Source organism: Paraflavitalea sp., from assembly GCF_059502485.1.
In genome coordinates this window covers 1,578,674-1,600,475 of the sequence record NZ_JCACET010000010.1, presented here as the reverse complement: position 1 = coordinate 1,600,475, position 21,802 = coordinate 1,578,674, and the positions used below count along the sequence as shown (strand labels likewise).

General features: G+C 45.8%; 30 protein-coding genes. 26 read left to right on the top strand and 4 right to left on the bottom strand.

Annotated elements, in window-relative coordinates; genetic code table 11:
* Positions 1-4: 4 nt before the first annotated feature.
* From rpsS to AC5JBY_RS23560, 19 genes are all read left to right on the top strand, one after another.
* Complete coding sequence (gene rpsS, locus AC5JBY_RS23650; RefSeq protein ID WP_276481263.1) at positions 5-277, top strand: 30S ribosomal protein S19; 273 nt, start codon at positions 5-7, stop codon at positions 275-277.
* Positions 278-362: 85 nt separating this feature from the next.
* Positions 363-707 carry a 50S ribosomal protein L22 gene (rplV, locus tag AC5JBY_RS23645; RefSeq protein WP_495907134.1) on the top strand — a complete coding sequence of 115 codons (345 nt, stop codon included), beginning with the start codon at positions 363-365 and terminating at the stop codon, positions 705-707.
* A gap of 25 nt (positions 708-732) precedes the next feature.
* The gene (rpsC, locus tag AC5JBY_RS23640; RefSeq protein ID WP_495907133.1) at positions 733-1,590 is read left to right on the top strand and encodes a 30S ribosomal protein S3; all 858 of its coding nucleotides are present in this window, start codon (positions 733-735) and stop codon (positions 1,588-1,590) included.
* Positions 1,591-1,659: 69 nt separating this feature from the next.
* On the top strand, positions 1,660-2,082 hold the full coding sequence (gene rplP, locus AC5JBY_RS23635; protein ID WP_495907132.1) for a 50S ribosomal protein L16: 423 nt from the start codon (positions 1,660-1,662) through the stop codon (positions 2,080-2,082).
* Positions 2,083-2,122: 40 nt separating this feature from the next.
* The gene (gene rpmC / locus AC5JBY_RS23630; protein ID WP_495907131.1) at positions 2,123-2,332 is read left to right on the top strand and encodes a 50S ribosomal protein L29; all 210 of its coding nucleotides are present in this window, start codon (positions 2,123-2,125) and stop codon (positions 2,330-2,332) included.
* Positions 2,333-2,439: 107 nt separating this feature from the next.
* Positions 2,440-2,697, top strand: a complete 258-nt coding sequence (rpsQ, locus tag AC5JBY_RS23625; protein WP_119051018.1) for a 30S ribosomal protein S17 — start codon at positions 2,440-2,442, stop codon at positions 2,695-2,697.
* 114 nt (positions 2,698-2,811) lie between these two features.
* Entirely contained in the window at positions 2,812-3,180 is a 369-nt protein-coding gene (gene rplN / locus AC5JBY_RS23620; protein WP_167290996.1) for a 50S ribosomal protein L14, read from the top strand.
* A gap of 105 nt (positions 3,181-3,285) precedes the next feature.
* Positions 3,286-3,624, top strand: coding sequence for a 50S ribosomal protein L24 (rplX, locus tag AC5JBY_RS23615; protein ID WP_495907130.1), 339 nt, complete (start codon positions 3,286-3,288; stop codon positions 3,622-3,624).
* A 14-nt stretch (positions 3,625-3,638) separates the two neighbouring features.
* Positions 3,639-4,202 (top strand): 50S ribosomal protein L5, encoded by a 564-nt coding sequence (gene rplE / locus AC5JBY_RS23610; protein ID WP_495907129.1) that lies wholly within the window; start codon positions 3,639-3,641, stop codon positions 4,200-4,202.
* A gap of 82 nt (positions 4,203-4,284) precedes the next feature.
* The gene (gene rpsN, locus AC5JBY_RS23605) at positions 4,285-4,554 is read left to right on the top strand and encodes a 30S ribosomal protein S14 (protein ID WP_495907128.1); all 270 of its coding nucleotides are present in this window, start codon (positions 4,285-4,287) and stop codon (positions 4,552-4,554) included.
* A gap of 110 nt (positions 4,555-4,664) precedes the next feature.
* Positions 4,665-5,063: a 30S ribosomal protein S8 gene (gene rpsH / locus AC5JBY_RS23600; protein ID WP_495907127.1), complete on the top strand. Its 399-nt coding sequence runs from the start codon at positions 4,665-4,667 to the stop codon at positions 5,061-5,063.
* Between the two features lie 146 nt (positions 5,064-5,209).
* Positions 5,210-5,764: a 50S ribosomal protein L6 gene (gene rplF / locus AC5JBY_RS23595; RefSeq protein WP_495907126.1), complete on the top strand. Its 555-nt coding sequence runs from the start codon at positions 5,210-5,212 to the stop codon at positions 5,762-5,764.
* Between the two features lie 49 nt (positions 5,765-5,813).
* Positions 5,814-6,164 carry a 50S ribosomal protein L18 gene (gene rplR, locus AC5JBY_RS23590; protein ID WP_495907125.1) on the top strand — a complete coding sequence of 117 codons (351 nt, stop codon included), beginning with the start codon at positions 5,814-5,816 and terminating at the stop codon, positions 6,162-6,164.
* Between the two features lie 41 nt (positions 6,165-6,205).
* Entirely contained in the window at positions 6,206-6,724 is a 519-nt protein-coding gene (gene rpsE / locus AC5JBY_RS23585) for a 30S ribosomal protein S5 (RefSeq protein WP_495907124.1), read from the top strand.
* A gap of 78 nt (positions 6,725-6,802) precedes the next feature.
* Positions 6,803-6,985, top strand: coding sequence for a 50S ribosomal protein L30 (gene rpmD / locus AC5JBY_RS23580; protein ID WP_495907123.1), 183 nt, complete (start codon positions 6,803-6,805; stop codon positions 6,983-6,985).
* A gap of 54 nt (positions 6,986-7,039) precedes the next feature.
* Positions 7,040-7,489 (top strand): 50S ribosomal protein L15, encoded by a 450-nt coding sequence (rplO, locus tag AC5JBY_RS23575; protein ID WP_495907122.1) that lies wholly within the window; start codon positions 7,040-7,042, stop codon positions 7,487-7,489.
* 178 nt (positions 7,490-7,667) lie between these two features.
* Complete coding sequence (gene secY, locus AC5JBY_RS23570; protein WP_495907121.1) at positions 7,668-9,008, top strand: preprotein translocase subunit SecY; 1,341 nt, start codon at positions 7,668-7,670, stop codon at positions 9,006-9,008.
* Positions 9,009-9,088: 80 nt separating this feature from the next.
* Positions 9,089-9,904, top strand: coding sequence for a type I methionyl aminopeptidase (map, locus tag AC5JBY_RS23565; protein ID WP_495907120.1), 816 nt, complete (start codon positions 9,089-9,091; stop codon positions 9,902-9,904).
* Positions 9,905-9,991: 87 nt separating this feature from the next.
* Complete coding sequence (locus AC5JBY_RS23560) at positions 9,992-11,224, top strand: BaiN/RdsA family NAD(P)/FAD-dependent oxidoreductase (RefSeq protein ID WP_495907119.1); 1,233 nt, start codon at positions 9,992-9,994, stop codon at positions 11,222-11,224.
* Positions 11,225-11,333: 109 nt separating this feature from the next.
* Here the strand turns inward: AC5JBY_RS23560 and AC5JBY_RS23555 are convergent, their stop codons facing one another.
* The gene (locus AC5JBY_RS23555) at positions 11,334-11,789 is read right to left on the bottom strand and encodes a DinB family protein (protein WP_495907118.1); all 456 of its coding nucleotides are present in this window, start codon (positions 11,787-11,789) and stop codon (positions 11,334-11,336) included.
* A gap of 278 nt (positions 11,790-12,067) precedes the next feature.
* Here AC5JBY_RS23555 and rpsA point away from each other — a divergent pair, with 278 nt between their 5' ends.
* Complete coding sequence (gene rpsA, locus AC5JBY_RS23550) at positions 12,068-13,996, top strand: 30S ribosomal protein S1 (protein WP_495907117.1); 1,929 nt, start codon at positions 12,068-12,070, stop codon at positions 13,994-13,996.
* Between the two features lie 416 nt (positions 13,997-14,412).
* Here the strand turns inward: rpsA and hxpB are convergent, their stop codons facing one another.
* Positions 14,413-15,069, bottom strand: coding sequence for a hexitol phosphatase HxpB (gene hxpB, locus AC5JBY_RS23545; RefSeq protein WP_495907116.1), 657 nt, complete (start codon positions 15,067-15,069; stop codon positions 14,413-14,415).
* Between the two features lie 123 nt (positions 15,070-15,192).
* Here hxpB and AC5JBY_RS23540 point away from each other — a divergent pair, with 123 nt between their 5' ends.
* The 5 genes from AC5JBY_RS23540 (at position 15,193) to AC5JBY_RS23520 (ending at position 18,791) form a co-directional block, all read left to right on the top strand.
* Entirely contained in the window at positions 15,193-15,732 is a 540-nt protein-coding gene (locus AC5JBY_RS23540) for an RNA methyltransferase (protein ID WP_495907115.1), read from the top strand.
* Positions 15,733-15,742: 10 nt separating this feature from the next.
* The gene (locus AC5JBY_RS23535) at positions 15,743-16,687 is read left to right on the top strand and encodes a UbiA-like polyprenyltransferase (protein ID WP_495907114.1); all 945 of its coding nucleotides are present in this window, start codon (positions 15,743-15,745) and stop codon (positions 16,685-16,687) included.
* Positions 16,688-16,703: 16 nt separating this feature from the next.
* Entirely contained in the window at positions 16,704-17,117 is a 414-nt protein-coding gene (ruvX, locus tag AC5JBY_RS23530; RefSeq protein WP_495907113.1) for a Holliday junction resolvase RuvX, read from the top strand.
* Positions 17,118-17,197: 80 nt separating this feature from the next.
* Complete coding sequence (gene def / locus AC5JBY_RS23525) at positions 17,198-17,776, top strand: peptide deformylase (RefSeq protein WP_495907112.1); 579 nt, start codon at positions 17,198-17,200, stop codon at positions 17,774-17,776.
* 82 nt (positions 17,777-17,858) lie between these two features.
* Positions 17,859-18,791: a hypothetical protein gene (locus AC5JBY_RS23520; protein WP_495907111.1), complete on the top strand. Its 933-nt coding sequence runs from the start codon at positions 17,859-17,861 to the stop codon at positions 18,789-18,791.
* Between the two features lie 155 nt (positions 18,792-18,946).
* On the opposite strand, the gene AC5JBY_RS23515 is transcribed toward AC5JBY_RS23520, so the two are convergent.
* A complete protein-coding gene (locus AC5JBY_RS23515) occupies positions 18,947-20,017 on the bottom strand; it encodes an RluA family pseudouridine synthase (protein WP_495907110.1) in 1,071 nt (356 codons plus the stop codon).
* Positions 20,018-20,090: 73 nt separating this feature from the next.
* Between AC5JBY_RS23515 and lipB the strand changes: the two genes are divergently transcribed.
* Positions 20,091-20,846 carry a lipoyl(octanoyl) transferase LipB gene (gene lipB, locus AC5JBY_RS23510; protein WP_495907109.1) on the top strand — a complete coding sequence of 252 codons (756 nt, stop codon included), beginning with the start codon at positions 20,091-20,093 and terminating at the stop codon, positions 20,844-20,846.
* Here lipB and AC5JBY_RS23505 read toward each other — a convergent pair.
* A complete protein-coding gene (locus tag AC5JBY_RS23505) occupies positions 20,843-21,796 on the bottom strand; it encodes a hypothetical protein (protein WP_495907108.1) in 954 nt (317 codons plus the stop codon). The genes lipB and AC5JBY_RS23505 overlap by 4 nt on opposite strands.
* Positions 21,797-21,802: the final 6 nt, after the last annotated feature.

Below are 21,802 nucleotides of genomic sequence, written 5' to 3'. Positions count from 1 at the left end.
ATATATGGCTCGTTCGATAAAAAAAGGTCCTTATGTAGCTGCTAAACTGGAGCATAAAGTACTGGCCGTAAACGAAGGCAAAGCAAAGAAGGGTGTTATCAAAACCTGGAGCCGTCGTTCTACCATTACTCCGGACTTTGTAGGTCATACCTTCGCCGTACACAACGGTAATAAATTCATCCCGGTTTACGTGACTGAGTTTATGGTTGGCCATAAGCTGGGTGAGTTTGCACCTACGCGCAACTTTAAAGGACACTCAAGCAAAAAAGTATCTTAATAAAATAGTCAGGAGTCGAGAGTAAAGAGTCGGGAGTTAATCACCGGACTCAAGACCCGGAACTCTGAACTTGAAATTTAATAAAATGGAAGCAGTAGCTAAACTGAGAAATTATCCCACATCACCCCGCAGAATGCGTTTGCTGGCTGATGAGATCCGCGGTGTAGAAGTGGAGAAAGCCCTGGCTTTGCTGGAACACCATCCGCAACATTCCGCCACTCCTTTGTTCAAGCTGTTGAAAAGCGCTATTAACAACTGGGAGCAAAAGAATGAAGGCAAAAGTGCTGCTGATGCAGGACTGGTGGTAAAGACAATCTTTGTTGACGGCGCCCGCACCCTGAAAAGGATGCTGCCTGCTCCTCAAGGAAGAGCTTATCGCTTACGTAAGCGCAGTAACCACGTAACGCTCATTGTTGACGCAAAAGCTTAATTATAAAATTTTCAAATTAGAATAAATGGGTCAGAAAACAAATCCTATTGGTGCCAGGTTAGGGATCATCCGCGGTTGGGAATCTAACTGGTATGGTAACAAAAAAGATTTTTCTACCAAGTTGATCGAGGATAACAAGATCAGGACTTACCTGAATGCCCGTATCAACAAAGGTGGTATCTCCAAGATCGTTATTGAGCGTACGCTGAATAAACTGATCGTTACCATTCATACCTCAAAACCCGGTATCATCATAGGTAAAGGTGGTGGCGAAGTAGATCGTATCAAAGAAGAGTTGAAGAAGCTGACTGGTAAAGACGATGTACAGATCAACATCCTCGAGATCCGTCGTCCTGAACTGGATGCGATGATCGTAGGTGACACTATTGCCCGCCAGATCGAAAACCGTATCAACTACAAACGCGCTATCAAGATGGCGATTGCTTCTGCTCTCCGTATGGGTGCTGAAGGTATCAAGATCAAAGTGGGTGGCCGTTTGGGTGGTGCTGAAATTGCCCGTACGGAAGAAATCAAACAAGGTCGTACACCTTTGCACACACTGCGTATGGATATCGACTACGCTAATGTGTTTGCATTGACTGTGTATGGTAAGATAGGTATCAAGGTATGGATCTGTAAAGGTGAAGTACTTGGTAAACGTGACCTGAACCCGAACCTCGTAGGTGGAAAGAGCGATGTGAATGACCGGAGAGACCGGAGAGATGGTGATGACCAACGTGGTGGTGATCGCAGAGACGACCGCAGAGGCGGTGGTGGCGGTGACCGCAGAGGCGGCGGTGGTGGTGATCGCAGAGGCGGCGGCGGCGGTGATCGCAGAGGCGGCGGCGGTGCCGGCCGTGGAGGAAACAACAGAGGACGCTAATAGCGGCAGGGGATATCCCCCGTTAATTGGAGGTCTTCAAAAATTATCAAATTTTCAAACTGTTAATAGATGTTACAGCCTAAAAGGACGAAACACAGGAAAGCGCAGAAAGGACGCATCCGGGAAGTAGCCAAGCGTGGTACTACTATCTCTTTTGGTTCTTTCGCTCTGAAAGCCCTGGAACCAATATGGTTAAACAACCGTCAGATCGAAGCTGCGCGTCAGGCGCTGACCCGTTCAATGAAACGTGAAGGTAATGTGTGGATACGCATTTTCCCTGATAAGCCAATTACCCGTAAGCCTGCCGAAGTGCGGATGGGTAAAGGTAAAGGTAACCCCGAGTTCTGGGCTGCTGTAGTGGAACCAGGCCGTATCATTTTCGAGTGCGACGGTGTAAGCGAAGCGACAGCAAAGCAAGCGCTTGAACTTGCTGCTCAAAAGCTTCCCATTAAAACAAAGTTCATCGTTCGCCGGGATTACGTGGAACAATAAGCACTAAGGCGAATATTTGAGAATATTCAAATCGTATATCATGTCTAAGAAAATTGATTTTGTAAAAAGCCTGAAAGAGCTGTCTGTAACCGACCTGAAAGCCCGTATACAGGAAGATGAACTGCGTCTGAAGAAGCTGGAGTTTGCTCATGCTATCTCTCCCCTGGAGAACCCTATGAGTATCCGCGGCCTTCGCAAAGATCTGGCTCGTTTGAAAACAGAGCTGAAGCAAAAACAACAGGCTGTTTAAAGCTGTTAGCAGTTAGCTCTTGGCAGTTAGCTGTACTAAGTAAAAGAGAACAAACTAAATAAGTTGAGCGCTAATAGCTAAGTGCTAAAAGCTAAAACCTAAAGAAAATGTTAGATAGAAATTTGCGTAAAACAAGAACTGGTGTTGTTACCAGCAATAAGATGGCAAAAACCATCACTGTTGCTGTTGAAAGAAAAGTAAAGCACCCGATCTATGGTAAGTTCGTAAAGAAAACCACGAAGTTCCATGCTCATGATGAAAAGAATGAGTGCACTATAGGTGATGTGGTAAAGATCATGGAAACTCGTCCGCTCAGCAAAACAAAGCGCTGGAGACTGGTAGAAGTGGTAGAAAAGGCGAAGTAAGGAATATGCGGTTAGCTATTGGCCATTAGCTGTTAGCTCACACCGTCGGAATATAACTAATTTTCATGGGCTATTGGGCTAACCCCTAATAGCTAAAAGCTAAAAGCTAATACAATGATTCAGCAAGAAAGCAGATTAAACGTAGCTGATAATAGTGGTGCCAAGGAAGTGTTGTGTATCCGTGTGCTGGGTAACAGTGGCCAGGATTACGCGAAGATCGGCGATAAAATTGTTGTTACCGTAAAGGATGCAATTCCTGCCGGTGGTATCAAGAAAGGTACCGTTACAAAGGCCGTTATCGTTCGTACCAAGAACAAGCTGCGTCGCAAGGACGGATCTTATATCCGTTTCGACGACAACGCAGTGGTACTGTTGAACGCTTCTGATGAGCCTCGTGGTACGCGTATCTTCGGACCTGTAGCGCGTGAACTGCGTGATAAGGGTTACATGAAGATCATCTCTCTGGCCCCGGAAGTACTGTAAATAAAGCTACGAGCTACGAGCGATCAGCTACGAGCCCGTTCCGAAATAGATTTTTATAACGCTATCAGCTCGCCGTTCGCAGCTCATAGCTCAAAGCTTAAAAAGATGAGCAATCGTTTTAAACCTAAGTTCAATATTAAAAAAGGCGACACCGTAGTGGTAATTACCGGTGACGATAAAGACACAACGAAACCCCGCAAAGTGCTCGAAGTGTTTCCTGACAAGGAAAGAGTACTGGTTGAAGGTGTAAATATCATTACCCGCCACACCAAGCCTTCTGCCCGTGATACCAAAGGTGGTATTGTGAAGAAGGAAGCGGCTATCCACATTTCGAATGTGAAGTTGTGGGATGCCAAGAAGGGTGAAGCCACCAAGGTTAAACGTACCCGCGAAAATGGCAAACTGGTACGTGTTTCCAAGAAATCCGGTGAAGTTATAAAGTAATAAAGCTTTAAAAAATGAGCACAACAAAATATACTCCGAGATTAGCAGACAAGTACAAGAAGGACGTTGTACCTGCCCTGATGAAGCGCTTTAACTACGGCAGCCTTATGCAGGTTCCACGTCTGGAAAAGATCTGCCTGAACCGCGGTGTGAATGGCGCTGTAAGCGACAAGAAACTGGTGGATATTGCTGTAGACGAGCTTACACAGATCACTGGCCAGAAAGCGGTGACTACTATGTCTAAAAAGGACATCTCTAACTTCAAACTGCGTAAGAACATGCCTATCGGCGCCCGTGTTACTTTGCGTGGTGTGAAAATGTATGAGTTCCTGGACAGGCTGATCGCTACTGCTCTGCCCCGCGTACGTGATTTCAAAGGTATCAATGAAAAAGCGTTCGACGGTCGTGGTAACTATACACTCGGTGTTACTGAGCAAATCATTTTCCCGGAGATCGATATCGATAAGGTAAACAAGATCACCGGTCTTGATATCACTTTCGTAACAACGGCTGGTACCAACGAAGAAGCTTTCGAGCTGCTGAAGGAAATGGGTATGCCGTTCAAGAAGAAAGACTAAGTAAGAAATATAAAATACAAATACGGGGTTAGATAGCCTCAAGCGCTGATCCTGACATTTTAAATTCGAATTTCTAATTATTATGGCAAAAGAGTCAATAAAAGCCAGACAAAAGAAAAGAGAACATATGGTAGCTCAGTATGCTGAAAAGCGTGCTGCATTGAAAGCTGCCGGAGAATGGCAAGCACTGGATGAACTGCCGAAGAATTCTTCAAAAGTTCGTCTGAAGAACCGTTGCCAGTTAACTGGCCGTCCTAAGGGATATATGCGTTACTTCGGTCTCTCCCGTGTTACATTCCGTGAGATGGCGCTTAACGGCAAGATCCCAGGCGTTCGCAAGGCTTCCTGGTAATATACGACGCAGCAGGATATGGGTTACGGTAATTATCAGTCCCGTGACAGTACATCCTGTGTGTATGAGATTCAATCTAATTCTGAACTGATACAATAACTTATTATAAAATGGTAACAGATCCTATAGCAGATTTTCTGACCAGAGTTCGTAACGCGCAATTGGCCGGCCACCGGATTGTTGAAATCCCGGCTTCTAACCTTAAAAAGCGTATTACAGAGATCCTGTATGATCAAGGCTATATCCTGAAATATAAATTTGAGGATGACAGCAAACAAGGTGTGATCAAGATCGCCTTGAAGTATGATGCCCAATCTAAAGAACCTGCGATCAGGTCACTGGAAAGAGTAAGCCGTCCTGGTTTGCGTCAGTATGCCAGCCCTGGTGAGTTCAAACGTGTAAAGAATGGTCTGGGTGTTGCTATCATCAGCACTTCTAAAGGTGTTATGACTGATAAGCAAGCGAAAGTGCAGAATGTAGGTGGCGAAGTTCTTTGCTATATCTATTAATTGTACGGGCTTTTGGCTAACGCTGAAAGCCCTCAACTATATTGTTACTGGTACATTAAGCCCGACCTATAGAGGCTGACCGGCCAGCGACTAAAACCAACCCGGCGGCAACTCCGGAAAACAAAAAACAATAAACTAATTTTTTTATGTCTCGTATAGGTAAACAACCCATCGCATTGCCCAGTGGTGTTACTGCTACTATCGGTAAGGATAATGTGTTGACTGTAAAAGGCCCTAAGGGTGAACTGAAACAAGCTATCGATCGTGATATCGCTGTAGAAGTAAAGGATAACACTGTTACTTTCACTCGTCCAACAGATCAAATCCGTCACCGCGCTATGCATGGTTTATACCGCGCTCTTGTTGCCAACCTGGTAAAAGGCGTAACTGAAGGTTATAAAAGAAACCTGGAGTTGGTGGGTGTAGGTTACAAAGCTTCTAACCAAGGTAATCTGCTTGACCTGTCACTGGGTTACTCTCACAATATCATTTTCGAGATTCCCAAGGAATTGAAAGTAGCTACTTCCCAGGAAAAGGGTGAAAACCCCAAGATCATGCTGGAAGGCATCGATAAACAACTGATCGGTCAGGTAGCTGCCAAACTGCGCAGCCTGCGTAAGCCCGAGCCGTACAAAGGTAAAGGTGTTAAATACGCTGGTGAAGTTATCCGTCGTAAAGCTGGTAAGGCTGCTGGTAAATAATTTGAAAATTAGCCGCCCGGCAGTATCGGGCGGCATAAAATAAAGAGCAATGAATAAATTAGTTAAAAGACAGAAAATCCGCTACCGGATCCGCAAGAAAGTATCTGGTACAGGCCAAAAACCAAGGCTGTCTGTTTTCAGAAGCAACACTGATATCTATGTGCAACTGATTGACGACGTTAGTGGTAAAACATTGGCTGCGGCTTCTTCCAGGGATAAGGATATTGCTGCTCAGAAGGTGACAAGGATCGAAAAGAGCAAACTGGTAGGTCAGGCAATTGCCCGCAAGGCTACTGAACTCGGTATTACTATCGTAGTATTTGACCGTGGTGGTAACTTGTATCATGGCCGTGTGAAGAGCGTGGCTGATGGTGCCCGTGAAGGTGGTTTGCAATTCTAATCCTTTTGGATAATTACAATTAAAATCGTCAATTCGAAATAATGGCAAAAGTTAATTTAAACAGAGTTAAAGCCGGCGATCTTGAGCTGAAAGAGAAAGTGGTAGCCATCAACCGGGTGGTAAAAACCACTAAAGGTGGTCGTGCTTTCAGTTTTTCTGCCCTGGTTGTAGTAGGTAATGAGAATGGTGTTGTTGGTCATGGCCTGGGTAAAGCCAAAGAAGTACAGGAAGCTATTACTAAAGGCATTGAAGATGCCAAGAAGAACCTCATAAAAGTGCCCATCATGCACGGTACTATTCCTCACGATCAGTGGGCGAAAGTTGGTGCTGCCAAAGTATTGATCAAGCCAGCCGCTCATGGTACTGGTGTGATCGCCGGAGGTAGCATGCGTGCGGTATTGGAAAGCGCTGGTGTTACCGACGTATTGGCTAAATCAATGGGTTCTGCCAATCCTCACAACGTGGTGAAAGCTACTTTTGGTGCGCTGGCCCTGTTGCGTGAGCCTATTACTGTTGCCAAGCAACGTAAACTGAACCTGAAGAAAGTATTTAACGGATAACATTTCAGTCGGGAGTCAGGAGCCGTGCGTCGAGAGGCGATCGGCTGTTGGTGAAAGACTGATCATAATGATTAAATCATGAGCAAGATTAAGATCACCTTAGTAAAGAGTGGCATTGACAGACCTGAGCGCCAGAAATTAACGCTCCAGGCGTTGGGCCTGAACAAGTTGAATTCTACCAAAGAGGTAGAGGCAACTCCACAAATACTCGGTATGGTGCGTACAGTAAGCCACCTGGTTACCGTAGTAGAGGTTAAGTAATTATCAATCTTTAAACGCGAGGGGAGATTCCCCGTTGAGTAAAAATCAAAAAACATGAAATTACATCAGATCAAGCCCGCAGAAGGCGCAACGCATAAAGAGAAAAGATTAGGTCGTGGTGAAGCATCCGGTAAGGGTGGTACTTCTACCAAAGGTAACAAGGGTGGTCAAAGCCGTGCTGGTTACCAACGTAAGAATGCTCATGAAGGTGGACAGATGCCAATCCAGCGTCGTTTGCCAAAACGTGGATTTAATAATATAAACAGGGTTGAGTATAAGGTGTTTAACCTCGGCCAGGTTGATCATCTCGTTGAGAAATATGAATTGAAAGAATTCTCCCTGGAGAACTTATATATCAATGGACTGGTTAGCCGCACTGACCTGGTGAAAATCCTGGGTAATGGTGAGGTGAAGAGCAAAGTAGCTTTCAAAGTGAATGCTATCAGTGAAAAAGCGAAAGCTGCTATCGAAGCAGCAGGTGGCACAGTAGAAATTGTAAAGTAATTTTGTGTAACTTGCATAGACGCATCTTAGAATGCGTCTTTTTTGCTTTAAAACGCTTAGTAGCTAACCGGTTATATAACGGACAGCAGGTTTGCCATAAGGATTGAAATGGTCTTTGCAGCAAACCTGTTTTGTGGTTTAAAAAAACAGAGGCCATCATAAAAAATTTCTGGATTCCGTGAAAAAATTCATACAAACCCTGAAGAATATCTGGAGTATTGAGGAGCTGAAGAGTAAGATCCTGGTGACCATTACTTTGATAGCCGTATACCGCCTCGGTACTCACATCGTGTTGCCTGGTATCAATCCTACTCTGATCAATACCAACGCATCTGGTGGTGGTATTCTTGGCCTGATCGATGCTTTTGCCGGTGGCGCCTTTTCTCAGGCTTCTATTCTGGCTTTGGGTATCATGCCTTATATCTCTGCTTCTATCTTCATGCAGTTGATGACCATTCTTTATCCCCCGTTCCAGAAAATGCAAAAAGAGGGTGAGAGTGGCCGTAAAAAGATCAACCAATACACTCGTTTCTTAACAGTGGCTGTTGCCATCCTGCAGGCCAGTGCTTATGTGGCTTATCTGCACCAAACTAATAAGGACGCGATGATCCAGGAGTATTCCAGCTATTTCTGGCTGTCTACTACTGTAATCCTCAGTGCCGGTACTTTGTTTGTAATGTGGATTGGTGAGAAGATCACTGATAAGGGATTGGGTAATGGTAGCTCTGTGATCATCATGGTGGGTATCCTCGCTCGTCTTCCTCAGTCGCTGATGCAGGAGTGGAGTGCTAAAACTACCGGTGCAAGTGGCCGTGGTATCCTGTTGTTCGTGATCGAGATCGCTGTTCTTGTTGCTATCATCATGGGATTGATCATCCTGATCCAGGGTGTTCGCAAGATCCCGGTTCAATATGCCAAGCAAATTGTAGGTAACCGCCAGTTTGGTGGTGCCCGCCAGTTCCTGCCTATCAAGGTGAACAGTGCAGGTGTAATGCCGATCATCTTTGCTCAGGCGATCATGTTCCTGCCTACTTTGTTGTCTAACTTCGATTCTACGCGTGGTCTTGCCAAGATATTCGGTGACCACAGTAACTTCTGGTATATGTTGATCTACGCTGTAATGGTGATAGGTTTTACCTTCCTGTATACAGCTTTGATCTTCAACCCCAAGCAAATTGCCGATGACCTGAAGCGTAACAACGGTTTCATTCCTGGTGTAAAGCCTGGTCAGCCTACTGCCGATTATATCGGTGCGGTAATGGACAAGATCACTTTACCTGGTGCGGTATTGCTGGCTGTGGTAGGTATCCTGCCTGGTTTTGCACAACGTCTTGGTATTCAGCAGTCTTTCTCTTCCTTCTTTGGTGGAACTTCTCTGCTGATCATGGTTGGTGTAATCCTGGATACACTGCAACAAATTGAAACTCAACTTTTGATGCGTCAGTATGATGGTTTGATGAAGAGTGGACGCGTGCAGGGCCGCCAAACGGTATCTCCCGCTTCTCCGGCATCTCTGTAATAACTGATTATACAACTTTAAAACCTGGCAACTGTTATAGTAGTTGTCAGGTTTTGTTTTAAACAAAAGATGCTACGATAATGGTTTATATTAAAACACCGGCTGAAGTAGAGTTGATGCGCCAAAGTGCTTTATTGGTGAGCGCTACTTTAGCTGAAATTGCCAAGTTGCTTCGCCCCGGTATTACCACCTTATCGCTCGATAAGACTATTGGCGAGATGATCAAAGATCATGGTGGTGTTCCTTCTTTCCTGGGCTTTCATGGATATCCGTTCAATTCCTGTATCTCCGTAAATGATGTGGTGGTGCATGGTTTTCCGAATGAAAAGGAGCTGAGGGATGGTGATATTATCTCTGTTGACATTGGTATCATCAAGAATGGTTATCATGGTGATCATGCTTATACTTTCGCTATTGGCGATGTAAAGCCAGAGGTGCTGAAGCTCATCCGTATTACCAAGGAATCGCTGTATAAGGGTATCGAACAGGCTATAGCCGGCAACCGCGTAGGTGATATAGGCAGCGCTATCCAGGAGCATACTGAAAAGAAGTATGGCTATGGTGTAGTGCGTGAGCTGGTAGGCCATGGGTTGGGCAAAAGCTTGCACGAAGATCCTCAGGTGCCGAACTATGGCAAGCGGGGTTCCGGCGGCAAACTGAAGGAAGGAACTGTGTTGGCTATCGAACCTATGATCAACATGGGTAAGAAGGAAGTGTACACTGAGTCTGATGGCTGGACTGTGCGTACTGTAGATCATTCACCTTCTGTTCACTTTGAGCACGATGTGTGTGTGCAAAAGAACCAGGCTGATATCCTGTCTGACTACAGCATTATTGAAGCCGCAGAGAAGGCTAATGCCCACCTGGTTACTGACCAGTCAGTATTGGTTGGATAAAGCTAATAGTGCTAAAACTTAATCTTACTATATAAACCCTCTTTAGCAGAGGGTTTTCTTTTACCTGACAGGTTTCAATTGGATAATATGGCTGATAAGAAGAAAAGGTTGGTTGTAATTGGTGGTGGCGCCGCTGGTTTTTTCTGTGCGGTGAATGCTGCACGGCAGCATCCTGCATTGGAAGTGATCATTCTTGAAAAGAGTAATAAGGTATTATCCAAGGTAAAGGTATCGGGTGGGGGGCGTTGTAATGTGACGCATGCCTGCTTTTCTATTGCTGATATGGTGAAGAAATATCCGCGGGGCGCGAACTTCCTTAAAAAGACGTTCCATCAGTTCTTTACTACTGATACTATTGAATGGTTCCGGGAGCGTGGTGTGGCATTGAAAACGGAAGACGATGGCCGTATGTTTCCGGTAACTGATTCGTCGCAGACTATTATCGATTGTCTTTTGCGTGAAGTGAATAAGTATAGGGTAGAGGTGAGAATGTCTTCGGATGTTCAACGTTTGCAGCGTACTGGGGACGGATTTGTAATCGAGCTTTCCGGTGACAGGACCCTGACTGCTGATTATGTATGCGTCGCTTGTGGTGGTTATCCTAAGTCTTCTATGTTCGACTGGCTAAAGCAGTTAGGTCATACTATCGAAGAGCCTGTTCCATCACTGTTCACATTCAACATGCCGGGCAACAGTATTACCCAGCTTATGGGTGTATCTGTTCCTGATGCTCATGTACGTATTACGGGCAGTAAGTTGTCATCGCAAGGGCCTTTGCTGATCACGCATTGGGGCATGAGTGGTCCTGCGGTATTACGGTTGTCGGCGTGGGGCGCACGAGAGTTGTCTACTGGTAACTATCAATTCAACATTCAGGTAAACTGGTTGCCGACGTATAATGAGAATAGTCTGAGGGATGAGTTGCAGCGGCTGCGTTTTGAACTGGCTGCTCAAAAGATCAGTAACCGCAATCCTTTTGGCTTGCCTCAAAGGTTGTGGGACTATTTCCTGGAGCAAGCTGGTATTGGCGGTGATATCCGATGGGCCGACCTGCCGGCTGCAGCACAGAACAAACTTGTTAAGGTACTTTGTGTACAGGAGTTTGCTGTGCGTGGAAAGACGACTTTCAAAGAGGAGTTCGTAACTGCGGGAGGGATCAAGCTGGTTGAAGTAGATGCTCAAACCATGCAGAGTAAACTGATGCCTCATCTGTTCTTCGCCGGCGAAATACTGGATGTGGATGGTATTACGGGTGGGTTCAACTTTCAGCATGCATGGACCAGTGGGTTCATTGCAGCCGGGGCTATTGCAAAGAGTTGATAGTTCTTAAATGTATACGAGGTGACACCTTCCTTTGCTTCGCAAGCGAAAGGTGTCACCTCGCAGAGAATCAGGCACCCTTCGACAGGCTCAGGGTGACAATAATATTTTATGCAGGCTGCTTAACTACTAATCTTCTGTGGTAGTTGATCTGCCCGATGTGGTAGTTGAGGTGGCCCAACAGGTAAACGAGGAAATACTCGGTATTTACCATTTCCCCATTGATAGGCAGTGGATAGTTCTTATCCAATTGTTTTCTGCTTACCTGTTCGAGGGTATCTTTTACAGCTGTTTTGGCTTCCTCTATTTCGTTGAGTAATTTAACCTTGGCGATGTTCTTCACTTTGAATTCGGCCTCGCGGTTACGTACGTAACCTGAATCGTTCAATACGGCTCCTAAAAAATGCTGGAGGTTTCCTGTGAGGTGCATGCACAGGTTGCCGCCGGGATTGTTAATTCCTTCGCCTGCAAGCCAAAGGCTGGCATCGTCGGGGTATGCGTTAATTTCTTCTGTGAGTTTGTTCAGGCTTTGCTCGAATAACTGAATTAAAACCGGTGTGATCATTGTAAACGGTTGGTGTAAAAAGGTTTCAAAAATAACAGAAAACTGTTTGTTGTGAAATGTTTTGCAGAAAAATAATAATCAACAACAGGTCATGATCATAAATCAAATGCCAGGATGGAAGTCGGAATTACGCCCTTGCGGGGATGTTTTGGGACAGCCTCTGTAAAACCTTGCGGGTGAGGCCTTTACCGGGGTGAAAAAACAGCAAAAAACCGCTCCTGTTCAGCATTTTGACGTATCTTTGCACCCCCGGAATAAAAACCCTCCGGGATTCTATCATGTTTCAAAATTTAATTGTTAAACAACTAAACGCTGATGCACAGGAGTCTTCTGCAGCACCTGCTGAAGAGACTACAGCGACAATAACTGCACCTGTGGCCGCTCCTGTTGTGGAAGATGCAGGTGCGCATGACGATTTCGACTGGAGCATTGACAAGCGTAATGTGGCTTCTTACTCTAAAGAAGAGAAGGCTAAGTATGACGCTGTTTATGAAGGTACTTTCAAAGCTGTTACCGATGGTGAGCTGGTGAAAGGCCTGGTGGTAGCTATGACTAAAACAGACGTAGTTATCAACATTGGTTTCAAGAGTGACGGTCTGGTTTCCCTGAACGAATTCCGTGACCTTACCAACCTGAAAACAGGTGATGAGGTTGAAGTGATGGTAGTTGAGAAGGAAGACCGGGAAGGTCACCTGAACCTGAGCCGCAAGCAAGCGCGTATCACACGTGCCTGGGAGCGTATCGTGGAAGTTCACAAGACTGGCGAAGTTATCACCGGTACTGTTACTTCTAAGACTAAGGGTGGTCTGATCGTTGATGTGTTCGGTATGGAAACGTTCCTGCCAGGTTCACAGATCGACGTTAAGCCTGTAACTGATTACGATCAGTTTGTAGGTAAGACCATGGAGTTCAAAGTAGTGAAGATCAACGAAGCTATCAAGAACGCTGTAGTATCTCACAAGGCCCTCATCGAAAGCGATATCGAAGCACAACGTGCAGAGATCATGAGCAAACTCGAAAGAGGTCAGGTGTTGGAAGGTACTATCAAGAATATTACCGACTTCGGTGCATTCATGGACCTGGGTGGTCTGGACGGTCTGCTGTATATCACCGATATCAGCTGGGGACGTATCAGCCATCCGAGCGAGGTGTTGAAGCTGGATCAGAAGCTGAAAGTGGTGGTACTGGATTTCGACGACGAGAAGAAACGTATCAGCCTTGGTCTGAAACAACTGACTCCTCACCCATGGGATATCCTGCCAGAGAATGTGCATGAAGGTTCTGTAGTGAAGGGTAAAGTAGTAAACATCGAAGATTACGGTGCATTCCTCGAAATCATGCCTGGCGTAGAAGGTCTGGTTCACGTAAGTGAGATCACCTGGGCTAACACCCCGATCAACGCTAAGGAATTCTTCAAGCTTGGTGACGAGTACGAAGCTAAGATCGTTACACTCGATAAGGGTAGCCGCAAAATGAGCTTGTCTATCAAGCAAATGAGCGAAGATCCCTGGAGCACTATCGAAACTAAGTTCCCTGAAGGAAGCCGTCATACTGGTCTGGTGAAGAACATCACTCCTTACGGTGTGTTTGTTGAACTGGCTCCTGGTATCGGTGGTATGATCCACATCAGCGACCTGAGCTGGCTGAAACGTTTCAATCATCCTTCTGAGTACACTAAAGTTGGTTCTAACATCGACGTAGTGATCCTCGGTATCGATAAAGAAAACCGCAAGCTGCAGCTTGGTCACAAACAACTGGAAGAAGATCCCTGGAATGCACTGCAAGACACATTCGCTGTGGGTTCAGTGCATGAAGGAACTGTTATCCGTCGTGATGACAAAGGTGGTATCGTTCAACTGCCTTATGGTCTGGAAGGATTTGCGCCTAACCGTCACCTGACGAAGGAAGATGGTAAGAGCATGGGTGCTGATGAAACATCGCAGTTCATGGTGATCGAATTCGATCGCAATGAAAAACGCATTGTTGTATCACACACACGTCTGTGGGAACAATCCAAGGTAGAAGAGAAGGAAGCTGCCCGCAAGGAAGCTCGTGCTGAAGCCGACAAGACCAAGAAGGCTGTTAAGAATATCCAAGGTAAAGTAGAAAAAGCTACCCTCGGTGATCTGGGTGCTTTGGCTGAGATCAAAGAAAAGCTGAAGCAGGAAGAGAAGCAAGGTGGTGATGCTACTGCTCCTAAAGAGTAATTCAAGACAGTAGTTACCTGATATAAGCGTTCCGGATTACCGGAACGCTTTTTTTATGCTTTTATATTTGTGTGTTTAATGTAAGAGGCTGAGTGCTGCCGAAGTCTTAGACAAAGCTTATCCCGCTTTGTACTCCACCTGTTATCTGTAGCTTATTTTGATCTCTGCAGTCTTTATGTTGGGTTATTTCGTACCTTGGCTGTCCATTTTACAGTAGCATTTTCCGCACTCCCTATGTCGCTCTGATTGTTAGTCATCCCCAACCCAGACATGTTTTCATTTGGAAGGTCATTCCTAACTATTCAAAATCTCCAATATGAAAAACGAAAAGATGCAGCCTTTGTATTTGCTGATGGTGATCCTGATGCTGATATGTTTCTTTCATTGCAGCACATAACAGATCTGCTTATCTGTTGTTACAGCGCATTCAATATATGTTCATTTACCTCCAGCAGGGATGATAACTTTTTATCTGCCGCATCCCAGCGGGTTTGCTGTTGGTGGTGTGGCGCAGGTATTACAATACACTTCATACGGGCCGCTTTTACAGCGATCATTCCATTGAACGAGTCTTCAAAACAAACGCATTCCAACGGTGACACTTCCAGTGCCTGTGCGCAATCGAGGTATACCTGCGGATGGGGTTTGCCGTATTTTAATTCTTCTGCCGAGGCGATGGCCTGCAGGTAATCATTGATCTGCAATTTATCTGCTACTACTTTCACCAACGCGAGGGGAGAGGAGGTAGCTATTCCTATCTTAAATCCACGGTCCCGGAAGAATTGAAAGGTCTGTTCTACGCCCGGCATGGCAACACCACGTGCGCCTATTTTTTCAATAGCTTTCTGGACGATGGTCAACTCGGCCGTCAGCGCATGTTTCTTGTCGATATTGAACCAGGAAAACCACCAGTCTACCCATTCTTTTGTGCGTAGCCCGGTGCTGTAGTGGTATTGTTCGTCGGTCAATGTTACATCAAATTGCGCGAGTGTTTCTTTACCGGCCTCTTCCCATAATGGTTCGGAATCGATGAGCAGGCCGTCCATGTCGAAAATTACTGTCGTTGGTTTCATTATATGTTGCTTGCTTGTTTTCAAAAAGAAGGGGCAAAAATAGCGAAAACGTGAGATGTCAGACGTGAAAGGGGCTCACCTCTCGTGTTTCACTTCTCACGATCTCTTCCGTACCTTTGCGTGATGCGCAAACTGAGCATGGACGAGCTGAACCGTAAATCCTTAGATGAGTTCAGGGGATCGGATAAAATACCTATTGTAGTGGTGCTGGACAATATCCGCAGCATGCACAATGTGGGCAGTGTTTTCCGTACAGCGGACGCTTTCCTGCTGCAGGGTATTTACCTGTGTGGTTATACCCCACAGCCGCCACACCGGGATATTCATAAAACGGCGCTGGGGGCTACTGAAACCGTGAACTGGAAGTACTTCAATACCACTATGGAAGCTGTGGAGGAATTGCGGGCTGCCGGATACCAGCTTTGGGCCATAGAACAGGTGGAAAATAGCGTGCCTTTAAATAGCTTTGACGCCAACCAGGCGGCCCCGCTGGCTGTTGTATTTGGGAACGAAGTAAGTGGTGTGGAAGCGGAGGTTATCAAGGCCTGCGATGGTTGCATAGAAATTCCCCAGTTGGGCATGAAACATTCCCTGAATATCTCGGTGGCTGCCGGGATCGTGTTGTGGGAGCTCGTCCGTACAAAGCTGAACATTCAATCGTGAAACATTTGCAATGTCTACAATAAAGAACTATCTCTCTCTCATCAAATTCTCCCATACCATCTTCGCGATGCCTTTTGCGCTGATTGGGTTTTTCCTGGGGGTAACTTATTCTTCTTCGGCTTTGTTTGCAACAGAGCAATCGAACCTGAACATAACTATCGGTTGGGCCGAGCAACCTGCTGTAGCAGCCAGAAAGGTATTATTGATCAAACTGGCTCTTGTTATCCTCTGTATGATTTTCGCCCGTAGTGCAGCCATGGCTTTCAACCGTTATCTCGACAGGAAGTTTGATGCCAGGAATCCACGTACAGCGATCCGGGAAATTCCGGCAGGTATTCTGAAGGCTGATCGTGTGTTGCTCTTTACAATTGTAAGCAGTATCCTGTTTATGGTCTGCTCCTGGTTCATCAACCAGCTTTGTTTCTTCCTCTCTCCTGTAGCTTTATTTGTGGTCCTGTTCTATAGTTATACCAAACGCTTTACACCACTGTGTCATCTTGTGCTGGGCGTGGGATTGTCACTGGCTCCTATAGGTGCTTTCCTGGCGGTAACCGGTCAGTTTGCTTTGCTGCCCATCCTTTTTTCGCTGGCTGTAATCTTTTGGGTGAGTGGCTTTGATATTATCTATGCACTGCAGGATGAGGAGTTTGATAAGTCGCACAAGCTGCATTCTATACCTGCCTGGCTGGGTAAGGCTAAAGCATTAAGGGTCTCGGAATTGCTGCATGTGCTAAGTGCTGCATGTGTTATTGCGGCCGGTATCTATGGTAGTTTCCATTGGTTGTATTGGATAGGTATTGCTGTTTTTGTTGGTATGCTTATTTACCAGCATTCTATTGTAAAGCCCAACGATCTGCGCAGGGTAAACCTGGCATTTATGACGGCCAATGGTATTGCCAGTGTGGTATTTGCCGTATTTGTCATTGCCGACGTGCTCATATTTTTAAATCACTAATCAGCTACTATCTTTCATGGCGCGCATTCTCTCCATAGATTATGGCCTCAAAAGGACCGGCATAGCGGTCACTGATCCGTTGCAGATCATTGCTTCGGGACTTACAACGATCGAGTCGCCCAAGCTGATCGCTTTTTTAAAAGACTATTTCTCCAAAGAAACGGTTGAGCTTATCATCATCGGCGAACCCAAGAACTGGGACGATACGGATACGCACGCTACTCCTTTGGTAAAGAAGATCGTTGAAAGGATAAAGAAAGAGTTTCCTGCCATGCCGCTTAAAATGGTGGATGAACGTTATACGTCCAAGATGGCGTCTCAGGCCATGATCGAGATGGGGCTAAAAAAGAAGCAGCGGCAAAACAAGGCGCTTGTGGATGAAATTGCTGCCACCATCATGCTGCAGGAGTATCTGCAAAAAATGGGCTAAAAATGCGGCTTATTTGGCGTATATTTGCCGTTGCAATTAGAATTTAACAATCGTATAATCAAGCATTTAAGTATACAAGCATGATCCTTCCCATCGTAGCTTACGGAGCACCGGTATTACGTGTTGTAAGCAAGGATATTACGCCGGATTATCCAAATCTGTCCAAACTGATAGAAGATATGTGGGAAACCATGTACGCCAGTAATGGGGTAGGGTTGGCTGCTCCGCAGATCAACCGCGATATCCGTCTTTTTGTGGTAGACAGTTCCCAGATCTTCGAGAACCAGGATGAAGATGAAAAGGGCAAGTATCCCGATGAGCCAGGTATCAAGCAGGTATTCATCAATGCACATGTGAAGGCGCTCAATGGCAAAGAATGGGCTTATAATGAAGGGTGTCTCAGCATTCCCAAAATACGGGAAGATGTGACCCGTCATGAAGAGGTGACGCTTGAATATGTGGATGAGCAATTTGTTCCACAAACTAAAACTTTCAATGGTATAACCGCCCGCGTTATACTGCATGAATATGATCATATCGAAGGTAAGTTGTTTATCGACTACCTCAAACCGCTGAAACGTAAGCTGCTGAAAGGGAAACTGGATGACATTACGAAAGGGAAGATAAAAGTGGACTATAAAATGTCGTTCCCTAAATAACTGTTTGGTAACAATTCTTAAAAGCGGCTTAATAATCAACACAGCAACTACATCTCTTAGGTGGAATAACTATATTACAGGTATGAAGGCTTTGGCTTTTATATCTGTACTTTTTTGTAGTTATGCCTCCTATGCCCAAAAGGATTCATCGGTTAAGGTAAATAACAAAGCAGTCACCCTGAAAGAGGTGGTGGTACGTAGCAACCTCAATGTTCCCGCCTTTATTGATCGTGTAAAAGAGGATACTACTTTCTATAAGGCTTTTCGCAACCTGAAAGTGTTGGGCTATAAAGCGCTCAATGATATCCGCATGCAGGAGAAGGATGGCAAGGTGAAAGCAACGCTCAACAGCCGTACACAGCAGGTGGTGAAGGACAGCTGCCGGTGGATGACGGTGCTGGAAGAGATTACAACCGGCGACATGTACGACAAGAACCGCAACTTCAACTATTATACTGCCAATCTGTATGCGGGTTTGTTCTTTGCCCGGGATACCATTTGTGGTGAATCGAACATTGTAAAGGGGAATGAGTTCAGCACCAAAAACAAAAGTGGTATTGAAAAGCACAAGGAGCAATTGAAGATGTTGTTCTTCAATCCGGGTAAGAAGATACCAGGCATACCTTTCATAGGCAACAAGATCGCGGTGTTTGATGAGGAAGTGGGCAAGTTGTATGATTACATCATAGACATGAATACTTTCAACGGGCAGATGTGTTATATCTTCAAACTGATACCCCGTAGTGATCTTACCAATGGTGAGAAAGATAAGATCGTGATCAATGAGATGACTACCTGGTTCAACGTAGATAACTGGGATATCGTGGCCCGTAATTATGACCTGAGTTACAATGCCGGTGTGTATAGTTTTGATGTAAACATGGAAGCAGAGATGACGAAGTTTGAAGACCTGCTGGTGCCTAAGGTGCTGCGTTATAATGGTACCTGGGGGGTGGTGTTGAAGAAACGTGAGAAAGCGGTGTTTACTGCTACGTTGTTTGACTTTACGCGATAAGATGATAATACATTTCTAAAGTAAATAGGTGACACCTTCTGAAAAGGTGTCACCTATTTACTTTTAAGTATTTTGTTAATTAGGCTAAAGCCTAGTTAGGTAGTAATCCTTGTATCCCGGTCCTAAAGGACCGGGCAATTCCCTTCACTTAGCCCTCATAAGATAATATTCTTCACTTGCACATAATGGCGCCACTTGTCGATCACCTGCTGCATATCATTGGGTATTTCGCTGTTGAAGACCACGTCCTGGCGTGTGCGGGGGTGCTTAAAGCCAAGGGTTTTGGCATGCAGGGCATGCCGTGGGCAGAGGGCGAAACAGTTGTCTACAAACTGTTTGTATTTGCTGAACACGGTACCCTTTACGATCCTGTCACCACCATATACTTCATCATTAAACAATGGGTGGCCGATATGCTTCATGTGTACACGTATCTGATGGGTGCGTCCTGTTTCCAGTTCGCACTGTACCATCGTTACGTAGCCAAAACGTTCCAGTACTTTATAATGGGTAATGGCTTCTTTACCGTGTTCGCCATCAGGATAGGCATCAAATATTTTGCGGAAGCGCTGGTGCCTGCCAATGTGTGCATTTACGGTACCGCTGTCTTCTGCCACATCACCCCATACCAATGCTACGTACTGGCGATGTATCGTGTGGTTGAAAAACTCTTTTGCAAGGCTGGCTACTGCCTTTTCTGTTTTGGCCAATACCATCAGGCCGCTGGTATTTTTATCGATGCGGTGTACTAATCCGAAACGGGGTAACACTTCAGCATTCAGTTCACTGTTCTGTTGCAACAAATACCAGGCTACTCCATTGATGAGGGTGCCACGGGGGTTACCGCTGGCAGGGTGAACTACCAGGCCTACCGGTTTGTTAATGATCAGGATATCGTCGTCTTCGTACTCGATATTCAATGGCATCTTTTCCGGTACTATATCTTCGCCCTGTACTTCTCTATCGGAGTATACAATGATCTCTTCTCCGGGCTTGATCTTGTGATTGGATTGGACCTGCTTGCCATTGATCAGTACACGACCGCTTTCGATAGCCTGCTGTACTTTATTGCGTGAAGCGTTCTCAATTCGTTGTACCAGGAACTTGTCCAGCCGCATGGGCTCCTGACCCCGGTCTACCACCAGGTTCATGCGCTCATATAGTTCCTCCGAGCCTTCCGCGCTGTCGTCCAGCTCATTGTCCAGCTCAATATCTTTTTTACTCATGACTGCCACTGAATTTGGCGCAAAGGTAAGATATCGGGCTGAGTAGTGATAATCACGTAAATTTGCCGTTGCTATGGCCAGTATTGATAAACAGCCCGTATTTTTTGAGGACCTGGGTGCTATGCCCTATCAGGCAGCCTGGGATTACCAGGAAAGGCTCCTGAAGGAGAATGTAAAGAAGAAAGCCGAGGTCAGAAACCTGCAACCTGTGACCGAAGGTGTTGATTCAGCAGTTGTTACCATCCCTGATTCGCTACTCACCACTCACCACTTGCTTTTTGTGGAGCATCCGCCAGTGTATACCCTCGGCAAAAGCGGGGATATGGCTCATGTGCTGATCAGCGAAGAGGACCGGGTAGCCCGGAATATTGAGTTTTTTAACACCAACAGGGGGGGAGACATCACCTTCCATGGTCCTCAGCAACTGGTGGGTTATCCCATCCTCGACCTCGAAAGGTTTTATACGGACCTGGGCAAATACCTGCGCAACCTGGAGGAAGTATTCATCCTCACCATGGCTGAATATGGGCTGAAGGGGGAACGTTCATCTGGTGAAACAGGCGTTTGGATGGATGCTTCGGTGCCGGGCAAGGAGCGCAAGATCTGTGCGATGGGCATCCGCTGTAGCCGCTGGGTAACGATGCATGGTTTTGCTTTCAATGTAAATACAGACCTCACGTACTTCGATAATATCATTCCCTGCGGTATTTACAACAAGCAGGTGACCTCTCTGCAGAAGGAGCTGGGTTATAAGCTGGATATGGAGGAAGTGAAGGCTAAAGTGAAAGCCAACTTCGAGCGGGTATTCAATGTGGAGCTGGCTTATTAATCTTTCGGTATAAAGAACTTGTGTTGTTCTTTCACCTTACCATCATCGAGTAATTCAAAGCGGAACCAGCCTGCGTGCAGGAAGTTTGTCTTATCTACTACCAGATAGGGTTCTTTTACATGTTTTACTTCGAAGAGGAGTGTTTTGTCATCTTCAAAGAACTTCACTGTGTAGGTATTGCTTTTGGCATCGGGGAGGGAGATGACCACGTTGCCGCTGTTGTCGGTGAATACGTATTTGGAAGGTCTGTATACTTCTTTAGGAATGAAGGGCTTCAATAAGATGGTGTCCATGTTCTTAAAAGTCAGTGTATCCTTGGTGCGCAACACGATGGAATCCCTGAACTTCTTTAATGACTTCTCGGAGACCTGCATGATCACGGTGTCCCGTCTTTTAACGATGAAAAAGCGCTCCGGCTCGGGTGCTGGTTTAGGCTTTTCTACAGGTGGCGCCACCGTTACCGGTTTGGCGGGTTCTTCTTTCTTCACGGATTCCCGTATTTTCTCTTTCAGCAGCTCGGCTTCTTTGGGGGCTATGTTATCTGCGATCACCACCCGCTGCCGGGCATTGTTTTCCGGTACCATATCCTGCTGTTGACCTTCGGGGCTTTGACTTTGGGTCGTATCTGCACGTTTAGACTGCGTGAAAACATACTTGCCGCTATCAAGTACAATAAAGAGGCGGTAAAACATTTTTGGACTGGCGCCTTTGGCATCGAGGTAACCATTCTGGGGAACAGAAGGGTCGGGCACCGTCAGGATGGTTTTGAAGAGTTTTATGCTATCTGTAGAGCGTTGAATGCTGATCTGGGTGACTTTGGGGTAAGTGTTTGTCCAACTGATGATCACTTTGTCGTTACCTCTTGTGTAAGCGGTAAACTTTGGCAAGGTATCCTGTGCAAGGGTGTTGAGAGAAATCAATAGCAATACAAACGATACGATCCTTGTCATGAGCCT

Bases quoted from the DNA above. Each gene is read 5' to 3' on its own strand.
- rpsS (WP_276481263.1), top strand. From the start codon at position 5: ATGGCTCGTTCGATAAAAAAAGGTCCTTATGTAGCTGCTAAACTGGAG.
- rplV (WP_495907134.1), top strand. From the start codon at position 363: ATGGAAGCAGTAGCTAAACTGAGAAATTATCCCACATCACCCCGCAGA.
- rpsC (WP_495907133.1), top strand. From the start codon at position 733: ATGGGTCAGAAAACAAATCCTATTGGTGCCAGGTTAGGGATCATCCGC.
- rplP (WP_495907132.1), top strand. From the start codon at position 1,660: ATGTTACAGCCTAAAAGGACGAAACACAGGAAAGCGCAGAAAGGACGC.
- rpmC (WP_495907131.1), top strand. From the start codon at position 2,123: ATGTCTAAGAAAATTGATTTTGTAAAAAGCCTGAAAGAGCTGTCTGTA.
- rpsQ (WP_119051018.1), top strand. From the start codon at position 2,440: ATGTTAGATAGAAATTTGCGTAAAACAAGAACTGGTGTTGTTACCAGC.
- rplN (WP_167290996.1), top strand. From the start codon at position 2,812: ATGATTCAGCAAGAAAGCAGATTAAACGTAGCTGATAATAGTGGTGCC.
- rplX (WP_495907130.1), top strand. From the start codon at position 3,286: ATGAGCAATCGTTTTAAACCTAAGTTCAATATTAAAAAAGGCGACACC.
- rplE (WP_495907129.1), top strand. From the start codon at position 3,639: ATGAGCACAACAAAATATACTCCGAGATTAGCAGACAAGTACAAGAAG.
- rpsN (WP_495907128.1), top strand. From the start codon at position 4,285: ATGGCAAAAGAGTCAATAAAAGCCAGACAAAAGAAAAGAGAACATATG.
- rpsH (WP_495907127.1), top strand. From the start codon at position 4,665: ATGGTAACAGATCCTATAGCAGATTTTCTGACCAGAGTTCGTAACGCG.
- rplF (WP_495907126.1), top strand. From the start codon at position 5,210: ATGTCTCGTATAGGTAAACAACCCATCGCATTGCCCAGTGGTGTTACT.
- rplR (WP_495907125.1), top strand. From the start codon at position 5,814: ATGAATAAATTAGTTAAAAGACAGAAAATCCGCTACCGGATCCGCAAG.
- rpsE (WP_495907124.1), top strand. From the start codon at position 6,206: ATGGCAAAAGTTAATTTAAACAGAGTTAAAGCCGGCGATCTTGAGCTG.
- rpmD (WP_495907123.1), top strand. From the start codon at position 6,803: ATGAGCAAGATTAAGATCACCTTAGTAAAGAGTGGCATTGACAGACCT.
- rplO (WP_495907122.1), top strand. From the start codon at position 7,040: ATGAAATTACATCAGATCAAGCCCGCAGAAGGCGCAACGCATAAAGAG.
- map (WP_495907120.1), top strand. From the start codon at position 9,089: ATGGTTTATATTAAAACACCGGCTGAAGTAGAGTTGATGCGCCAAAGT.
- AC5JBY_RS23560 (WP_495907119.1), top strand. From the start codon at position 9,992: ATGGCTGATAAGAAGAAAAGGTTGGTTGTAATTGGTGGTGGCGCCGCT.
- AC5JBY_RS23555 (WP_495907118.1), bottom strand. From the start codon at position 11,789: ATGATCACACCGGTTTTAATTCAGTTATTCGAGCAAAGCCTGAACAAA.
- rpsA (WP_495907117.1), top strand. From the start codon at position 12,068: ATGTTTCAAAATTTAATTGTTAAACAACTAAACGCTGATGCACAGGAG.
- hxpB (WP_495907116.1), bottom strand. From the start codon at position 15,069: ATGAAACCAACGACAGTAATTTTCGACATGGACGGCCTGCTCATCGAT.
- AC5JBY_RS23540 (WP_495907115.1), top strand. From the start codon at position 15,193: ATGCGCAAACTGAGCATGGACGAGCTGAACCGTAAATCCTTAGATGAG.
- AC5JBY_RS23535 (WP_495907114.1), top strand. From the start codon at position 15,743: ATGTCTACAATAAAGAACTATCTCTCTCTCATCAAATTCTCCCATACC.
- ruvX (WP_495907113.1), top strand. From the start codon at position 16,704: ATGGCGCGCATTCTCTCCATAGATTATGGCCTCAAAAGGACCGGCATA.
- def (WP_495907112.1), top strand. From the start codon at position 17,198: ATGATCCTTCCCATCGTAGCTTACGGAGCACCGGTATTACGTGTTGTA.
- AC5JBY_RS23520 (WP_495907111.1), top strand. From the start codon at position 17,859: ATGAAGGCTTTGGCTTTTATATCTGTACTTTTTTGTAGTTATGCCTCC.
- AC5JBY_RS23515 (WP_495907110.1), bottom strand. From the start codon at position 20,017: ATGAGTAAAAAAGATATTGAGCTGGACAATGAGCTGGACGACAGCGCG.
- lipB (WP_495907109.1), top strand. From the start codon at position 20,091: ATGGCCAGTATTGATAAACAGCCCGTATTTTTTGAGGACCTGGGTGCT.
- AC5JBY_RS23505 (WP_495907108.1), bottom strand. From the start codon at position 21,796: ATGACAAGGATCGTATCGTTTGTATTGCTATTGATTTCTCTCAACACC.